The 6776-nt window shown below is 36.6% G+C and carries 8 protein-coding genes and 1 tRNA gene; 5 read left to right on the top strand and 4 right to left on the bottom strand.

What is annotated here, in order from left to right:
* Positions 1-264: 264 nt before the first annotated feature.
* The 3 genes from M44_RS10470 to M44_RS10460 all read right to left on the bottom strand — a co-directional run bounded on the left by M44_RS10470 (position 265) and on the right by M44_RS10460 (position 2004).
* Positions 265-693 carry a GNAT family N-acetyltransferase gene (locus M44_RS10470; RefSeq protein WP_010173391.1) on the bottom strand — a complete coding sequence of 143 codons (429 nt, stop codon included), beginning with the start codon at positions 691-693 and terminating at the stop codon, positions 265-267.
* A 2-nt stretch (positions 694-695) separates the two neighbouring features.
* A complete protein-coding gene (locus M44_RS10465) occupies positions 696-1214 on the bottom strand; it encodes a YjcG family protein (RefSeq protein WP_010173389.1) in 519 nt (172 codons plus the stop codon).
* A gap of 67 nt (positions 1215-1281) precedes the next feature.
* Positions 1282-2004 carry an alpha/beta hydrolase gene (locus M44_RS10460; RefSeq protein ID WP_010173387.1) on the bottom strand — a complete coding sequence of 241 codons (723 nt, stop codon included), beginning with the start codon at positions 2002-2004 and terminating at the stop codon, positions 1282-1284.
* Between the two features lie 326 nt (positions 2005-2330).
* Here M44_RS10460 and M44_RS10455 point away from each other — a divergent pair, with 326 nt between their 5' ends.
* The 4 genes from M44_RS10455 to M44_RS10440 all read left to right on the top strand — a co-directional run bounded on the left by M44_RS10455 (position 2331) and on the right by M44_RS10440 (position 5850).
* Positions 2331-3302 carry a TAXI family TRAP transporter solute-binding subunit gene (locus M44_RS10455; protein ID WP_010173385.1) on the top strand — a complete coding sequence of 324 codons (972 nt, stop codon included), beginning with the start codon at positions 2331-2333 and terminating at the stop codon, positions 3300-3302.
* Positions 3303-3375: 73 nt separating this feature from the next.
* Positions 3376-3564: a hypothetical protein gene (locus M44_RS26985; RefSeq protein ID WP_155814947.1), complete on the top strand. Its 189-nt coding sequence runs from the start codon at positions 3376-3378 to the stop codon at positions 3562-3564.
* A gap of 44 nt (positions 3565-3608) precedes the next feature.
* Positions 3609-3887 carry a DUF1850 domain-containing protein gene (locus M44_RS10445; protein WP_010173382.1) on the top strand — a complete coding sequence of 93 codons (279 nt, stop codon included), beginning with the start codon at positions 3609-3611 and terminating at the stop codon, positions 3885-3887.
* Positions 3880-5850: a TRAP transporter permease gene (locus M44_RS10440; RefSeq protein WP_010173380.1), complete on the top strand. Its 1971-nt coding sequence runs from the start codon at positions 3880-3882 to the stop codon at positions 5848-5850. The genes M44_RS10445 and M44_RS10440 overlap by 8 nt, the downstream gene beginning before the upstream one ends.
* 48 nt (positions 5851-5898) lie before the next feature.
* Here M44_RS10440 and M44_RS22295 read toward each other — a convergent pair whose 3' ends face one another.
* Positions 5899-6138, bottom strand: coding sequence for a WYL domain-containing protein (locus M44_RS22295; protein ID WP_010173378.1), 240 nt, complete (start codon positions 6136-6138; stop codon positions 5899-5901).
* Positions 6139-6469: 331 nt separating this feature from the next.
* On the opposite strand from M44_RS22295, the gene M44_RS10430 reads away from it, so the two are divergent.
* Positions 6470-6541, top strand: a tRNA-Val gene (locus tag M44_RS10430).
* Positions 6542-6776: the final 235 nt, after the last annotated feature.

The following is a 6776-nucleotide window of genomic DNA, read 5'->3' as shown; positions in this document are numbered from 1 at the left end:
AATAATAAAGGAGAAGTTCAATGTATTTTTTTATCTTTCGAAGAAGATGGTCGGAAGGAACCATATCATCAATGAAACAAAATCATATTCATTTTGCGTAATTCTCTTTGGTTTTAGCATAGTTAATCCCCGCCAATCAATATATTATATATCTCTATTTTAACATATTAACGCGGTGATTTGTTAAAATATTTATACATTATTAAAGGCTGTCGAGATTTTCTCGACAGCCTGACGTTGCCTACCTAAGAGGCAACGTTTTTATTAGGATACAGGCTTTTCCATTGTTCGATGAGGAATACCTGCATCAAGAAACTCGTCTGACACAATTTTATACCCTAACTGTTCATAAAATCCAATTGCCTGTACTTGAGCATGAAGGCGTAAAGTTTGAATCGTATCTTGTTCAGAGGCAAAAGAATGAATGGAATCCATCATCAATTCACCAATTCCTCTACCACGAAAATTATGAAGGACACAGATTCTTTCTACTTTTCCGACGTTGCCTAGTATTCTGAATCGGCCTGCACCAATGGGAGTAGAGCCTTCGTATATAACAAAATGGTGACTGGATTCTTCAAACTCATCCAACTCTAATTCTAAAGGTACCTTTTGTTCTTCTACGAATACTTTTTTTCTAACAGAATAGGCATCTTGAAGCTGCTGCTCATTTTTTACTAATTGTGATATCATGTCTAACAATCCTTACCTAATCTAAACGTTTCGTAAACAGTCCATGATCCATTCTCAAGCTGATACAATAAATGGAAACGGTCGACTGTTTCATTGAACTCTACTTGCTGCATTTGTAGCGAACCAAAAACATCTGAATGCTCGTCGTTGGATAATCCTTGACCAACCGTTATGTGAGGAACAAATGGGTATTCTGGTACTCCACCAATGATATGGTCTTGGTTTAAGTCTTGATACAGACGTACTAACTTTTCAGTAGCCTCAAGTTTTAAATAAATCACGTTATTTACAGGACTAAATGAACTAAACTTATACGCATGAAGAGAMAATGGAGACGTATTTTGACTCACTACTTGCAAATGTTCGGTTAGTCCTTTTAACTCATCTTCTGATGCCTCAAATGATGGCTTAAGAGTAACGTGCGGAGTAATTAACGCATAATTAGGATCATATCTTTTTCTGTACGAGTTTGCGAAATCTTGAATTTGCCTGGATGGGAAAATGACAATTCCATACTTCATAATGGATCCTCCTCAATGTACATTTAGTAAATTATATCAGATTATTTTTGAATATTATAATATTTTATTAAAGCATCATTTTTAAAGCTCGTTTTAAATCTGGCTGCCAATATTTCCACGTATGCTCTCCATTAAATTCCTCATAGAATAATGAATATCCTTTTTCAACCATCATCTTATGTAATTCTCTGTTTGGCTTTAAAAAGTCTTTCACTTCACCATCTGTTGTTTTAACAGCGGTCTCTTCTGTTCCAATGACATGATAAACATCTAGTAGCTCTGGCTGCTTATGCTGTTGAACTTTATTCAATACATGCTCATCGACATAAGGCGATTGCAAAATGACTTTCCCAATCGAATGAGGATAATGTAATGCAGTCATCAATGATACAGTTGCAGCCAATGAATCGCCAACTAAGGTACGTCCTTGTCCCATTAGATAAGTAGGATATTCTCGGTCCAAAAATGGAATAAGCTCCTGAGCAATGAATCGGATATAAGCAGAGTTTTGCTCTCCTTCAGGATGATATTTTCTCCTCCTGTCATTCACATCTTTATAAGGCACTCCTACCATGATGGTATTCTCGATTTCTTTACTTGGAATCAGTTCATCACCTAATCGAGGTAATTTTCCTAATTGGAAGTAATCTCTTCCGTCTTGTGCTATTAATAGTGCGTATTTATATAAATCTGAGTAATTCGGCGGTAAATATACTAGAAAGGAGATTTCTTCTTGTAAAAATTCACTAAATATTATTTTTTCTTCAATTTTTCCTTGAGAGCCTGTCATTTTATGTCCTCCCGAAATATAAATAAGCGTTTTCATCTAGCATATCATAAGATATATTTTTTCGCCTGTAATGTGATTTTAGAATAATATCTTACGACGCCTTCTAACAGAAGAAAAGGGAAAAATGTATGGGTATGCATAATTTATACATAATATATAGTTATCATTCACGATTTATACGTTGTATTAATTATAGTGATATCTGTTTTAACTGATTGAATAAGGGTTTCAGCTAACTGTAAGCGAGGAATACTTGACAAAAACTTAGTTTTATATGGTAAAATGAATACGGTGTGTTGCAACATTATAAAAAGGGGGAGTCTTGTATGAAAAAGAAAAGTCTAATGTTATTAACGACAATGTTATTATCATTCTCTATGATACTTGCTGCTTGTGGCGGCGGTTCTGAAGGCGGAGAAGAGGTAGACTTTATCGGAATTGCTACTGGCGGAACTGGTGGTACATATTATCCATTAGGTGGAGCCATTGCAAAAATTATTCAAGATGAAACTGGAATTAAATCTAGTGCAGAAACTTCTGGTGCATCTGCTGAAAACATGGCAACTCTTAAAGATGGAAAAATAGAAATTGCATTTACTCAAACGGATATTGCAAGCTATGCTTCTGAAGGAACTCAAATGTTCACTGATAATAAAGTAGAAACAGCAATGGGTATTGCAACACTATATCCTGAAACGATTCAAATCGTTACAACAAAAGATTCTGGCATTAACAGCGTTGAAGATCTTAAAGGAAAAGTTGTATCAGTAGGTGAAGCTGGTTCTGGAACACGCTTAAATGCTGAGCAAATTCTTGAAATTCACGGAATGTCTTTTGATGATATTGACACACGTGATCTATCATTTGACGATTCTACAACTGGAATTCAAGATGGTTCAATTGATGCGGCCTTTATTACTTCTGGTACACCGACTGGAGCCGTTGAAGGATTAGCAGCCGTTACAGATGTAAACGTGGTAGCTATTGATTCAGCTAAAATTCAAGAATTAATCGAAAAATATCCTTATTATGCAGAGGATACAATTGCGGGTGGAACTTATTCTAACCTAGAAGATGAAATTGGAACAGTAGCTGTACGTGCGATGTTAGTGACTCGTGAGGATATTTCTGAAGATGTAATCTATGATATCACGAAAGCACTTTTTGAAAATACAGATGCTATTGCTCATCCTAAAGGTAGCTTAATCACGGTTGAGACAGCTCTTGATGGAATGGGAATTACCGTTCACCCTGGTGCGAAAAAATATTTTGAAGAACAAGGTTTAACGGTCGAATAACAAACAATTTATAAAAATATGAATAGACCATCATGGTCTATTCTCTTTTCTATTTATGTGATGGAGTGCTTGTATGAAGAAAAATAGAGTAAAGCGAATGTTTATCGGTAGTTCAATTTTAATCCTAGCTTTATTTTTCATACCTTTTACAAAATGCTTAATCATTTCACCGGTCGAAGAACAATCTTTCACCTATATACCCATCCAACCAAATGAGGTATTCAGAATAGAATATACTCATTCCATCCATCTATCCAAGTAGAAGAATGGTATGCCGCTCGTAACCATAAAATTGAATTATTTAAGATGGTGTACGAAGACACCTCTATTGGCATGCCTTCCAAAGGTGACGAAGGAACAAGTTTCAGAATAACAGAAGAAGGAAAATATGAAATTAGCAATATGAATCGATTTTTTTCTTCTTTTCATTTAAGAATTGGACAAGTTAAAGCCAATCATTTGTTGCATATTAAAGAAGAAACGATTCCCTTTCGTGAAATTTATCATGAAGGAACGCTAGTAGAAATCAAAGTTGACACATTATCACTTTGGCAATTGTGGAGAGGAGTGGACTTCCATGTCTAAAAAACATGAGGGATTATCAGAGCAAGAACAACAAGAGTTACTCGAAAAATTTGACCCAGAGGCAGGAGTAAGAAAAACAGATGGAATTATGAGGTGGGTGATCTTTTTTGGATTACTAGCATTCTCCGTCTTCCAGTTATATGCTTCTATATCGCAAATGATCCCAAGAAAGCTGTTACTAAGTATTCATTTGGGATTTGCCTTATCCCTAATTTTTCTCTTATTTCCAGCACGTAAAGGAGTAAAGAAAAATACGATTGCTTTTTATGACTATATTCTAGCCTTATTAGCTATTGTCGTAGGGGCTTATTGGCCGCTTATGGAAGAAACGATTGTAAGTAGAGTAGGTTCTTTAACAACCATGGATTTTGTAGTAGGATTGATCGCCATCCTATTAGTACTTGAAGCAACTCGTCGTGCGGTAGGATTACCCATTACGATCATTGCGTTCGTTTTTTTACTTTATATGTACTTTGGCCGCTCTATGCCTGGTTTCCTTGCACATAGAGGCTATGATTTGGATGATATTGTAAAAACTATGTTCTTTACAGGTGAGGGGATATTAGGTACACCACTATACGTATCTGCAACATTTATCTTCTTGTTCTTATTGTTTGGAGCATTCCTTGTAAAAACAGGAGTTGGTCAATACTTTAATGATCTCGCCGTTGCAATAGCAGGAAAAAGAACGGGGGGACCCGCTAAAGTAGCCATCTTTTCATCTGCCTTACAAGGTACGATAAGCGGAAGTTCTGTTGCTAACGTGGTAACCTCAGGTTCGTTCACCATTCCAATGATGAAAAAACTTGGGTACAAAAAAGAATTTGCTGGTGGAGTAGAGGCAGCCGCTTCTACTGGTGGACAGCTTATGCCACCAATCATGGGAGCAGCCGCATTCCTTATGGTTGAATTTATTGAAGGTATTTCATATTGGGAGATTGCTAAAGCTGCAACCATTCCTGCTCTTTTATACTTTACAGGTATATGGATTATGACTCACTTTGAAGCAAAACGACTCGGATTACGAGGACTAACAGATGATGAAATGCCTAATCGTAAAGAGGTATTGAAAAAGATCTACCTGCTGATTCCAATTTTAACGGTTATCATATTGTTAGTAAGTGGAATGAGTGTCATGAGAGCTGCACTTTGGTCAATTGTTTCTACCATTGTAGTGAGTGCGATTAGAAAAGAAACACGTATTAACTTGCGTAAAGCAGTAGATGCATTAGTTGACGGTGCTCGAACAGCTTTATCAGTAGCGGCTGCTACGGCCTGTGCTGGGATTATCGTAGGTGTTGTAACGAAAACGGGCCTTGGTTTAACAATGGCTAACGGATTAGTTGATTTAGCGGGAGCATTAGCTAATAATGAGACAACCATGCTATTGTTAACATTGTTCTTCACCATGATCGCATCCATCATTCTTGGAATGGGGTCACCGACTACCGCTAACTATGTAATTACGTCGACGATTGCTGCTCCAGCCATTATCCTATTAGGAGCACCAGCCCTTGCTGCACATTTATTTGTGTTCTACTTCGGAATAATCGCAGACATTACACCACCGGTTGCGCTTGCTGCATTTGCCGCCGCGGGTGTTTCTGGAGGAGAGCCAATACGAACGGGGTTAAATTCCGCTAAGTTAGCGATTGCGGCCTTTATTATTCCGTATATGTTTGTATTAAGTCCTGAACTTCTGATGATTGATACAAACGCGACAGAACTTATCTGGGTTATTTTCACTGCTGTTACGGGTATGATTTCCATTGGTGCAGGAATGATTGGGTTCTGGTATCGCAAATTAAATGCTGTTGAGCGATTAGTAAGTGTAGCAACAGGTTTATTATTAATCTATCCTGAAGGATATTCAGACCTTATTGGTCTAGGAATGTTTATTGCACTTCTTGCCTACCAATACTTTACACGTAAAGGAACGGACGGAGAGGTACAACAGGCATAAATATAGTAGGGACACGTAGAAAGCTCAGTACTTTCTACGTGTTTTTTGTTATGCAGAAAAGGGATTTTTACGTTTAATAGAAGGAGTGTTTGCAGGTTGAATGGCAAGGATTTGATCAAGAGAGAATGTACGAAGACTATTTCGTAAATAGCAGTAACCTTTTAAATGTGTAGAATTTAGACTTAACACCTTTACTTTTCGTTTAGTACATGTGTTACTAGATGGAGAGAAATAAATAAATTCGATTGGTCTATTTTCTTCTTTTGCTTTTTTTAGAAGCTTTAACATAAAAAATCACCTCACTTACTATTTGATGTTATTATATACGAACACACGTTCTTTAAGCAAGTAATTTCTAAGAGTTAGAGAAGGGACTTTGTTCTTTTAGGAAAAATGGTTAGTGAACTCTCCCAAGCAGAGGGATCGAGAATGATTGAGTGCTAGTAAATTCGGAGATTAAAGATTTCTTGGAACAAAGTTTATACTTAAAAATTGACAAGTGTTGAATAGGCTTCATGTTCCGTTATTCAAACAGAACCATAGATTATCGATTAGAGTCTTTCTTATTTTCTATTGACTTTGTTGAGATAATACTTATAATATTACTTATACATATTGCGACTTGTTAGCTCAGCGGGAGAGCACTTCCTTGACAGGGAAGGGGTCGGGGGTTCAAATCCCTCACAGGTCATACAGTTTAAGAGCCTAGAATTCTTTTTAAAAGGGATTCTAGGTCTTTTTTTATTTCTGGTCGATTTTATCAGTTATCACCCAATCATTCCATTTGCTCGCTAGTGACGGGTGGGTAGGACGGTATCATTTTTCTTAATTGGTTTACAGGTTTTGTCTCGTTATTTAATAACGATTATTGTATACCTTGTGATTCTACCTAATAATAATTATTTCCAAAAAATGAACTTGACGAA

The organism is Bacillus coahuilensis m4-4 (assembly GCF_000171615.1).
Classification (GTDB): domain Bacteria; phylum Bacillota; class Bacilli; order Bacillales; family Bacillaceae_K; genus Bacillus_T; species Bacillus_T coahuilensis.
The sequence above is the reverse complement of the archived record's forward strand: the minus strand, read 5'-3'. Positions and strand labels throughout refer to the sequence as shown.

Excerpts from the sequence above, each read along its gene's own strand:
- M44_RS10470 (WP_010173391.1), bottom strand. The coding sequence starts at position 693 with ATGATATCACAATTAGTAAAAAATGAGCAGCAGCTTCAAGATGCCTAT.
- M44_RS10460 (WP_010173387.1), bottom strand. The coding sequence starts at position 2,004 with ATGACAGGCTCTCAAGGAAAAATTGAAGAAAAAATAATATTTAGTGAA.
- M44_RS10455 (WP_010173385.1), top strand. The coding sequence starts at position 2,331 with ATGAAAAAGAAAAGTCTAATGTTATTAACGACAATGTTATTATCATTC.
- M44_RS26985 (WP_155814947.1), top strand. The coding sequence starts at position 3,376 with ATGAAGAAAAATAGAGTAAAGCGAATGTTTATCGGTAGTTCAATTTTA.
- M44_RS10445 (WP_010173382.1), top strand. The coding sequence starts at position 3,609 with ATGGTGTACGAAGACACCTCTATTGGCATGCCTTCCAAAGGTGACGAA.
- M44_RS10440 (WP_010173380.1), top strand. The coding sequence starts at position 3,880 with ATGTCTAAAAAACATGAGGGATTATCAGAGCAAGAACAACAAGAGTTA.
- M44_RS22295 (WP_010173378.1), bottom strand. The coding sequence starts at position 6,138 with ATGTTAAAGCTTCTAAAAAAAGCAAAAGAAGAAAATAGACCAATCGAA.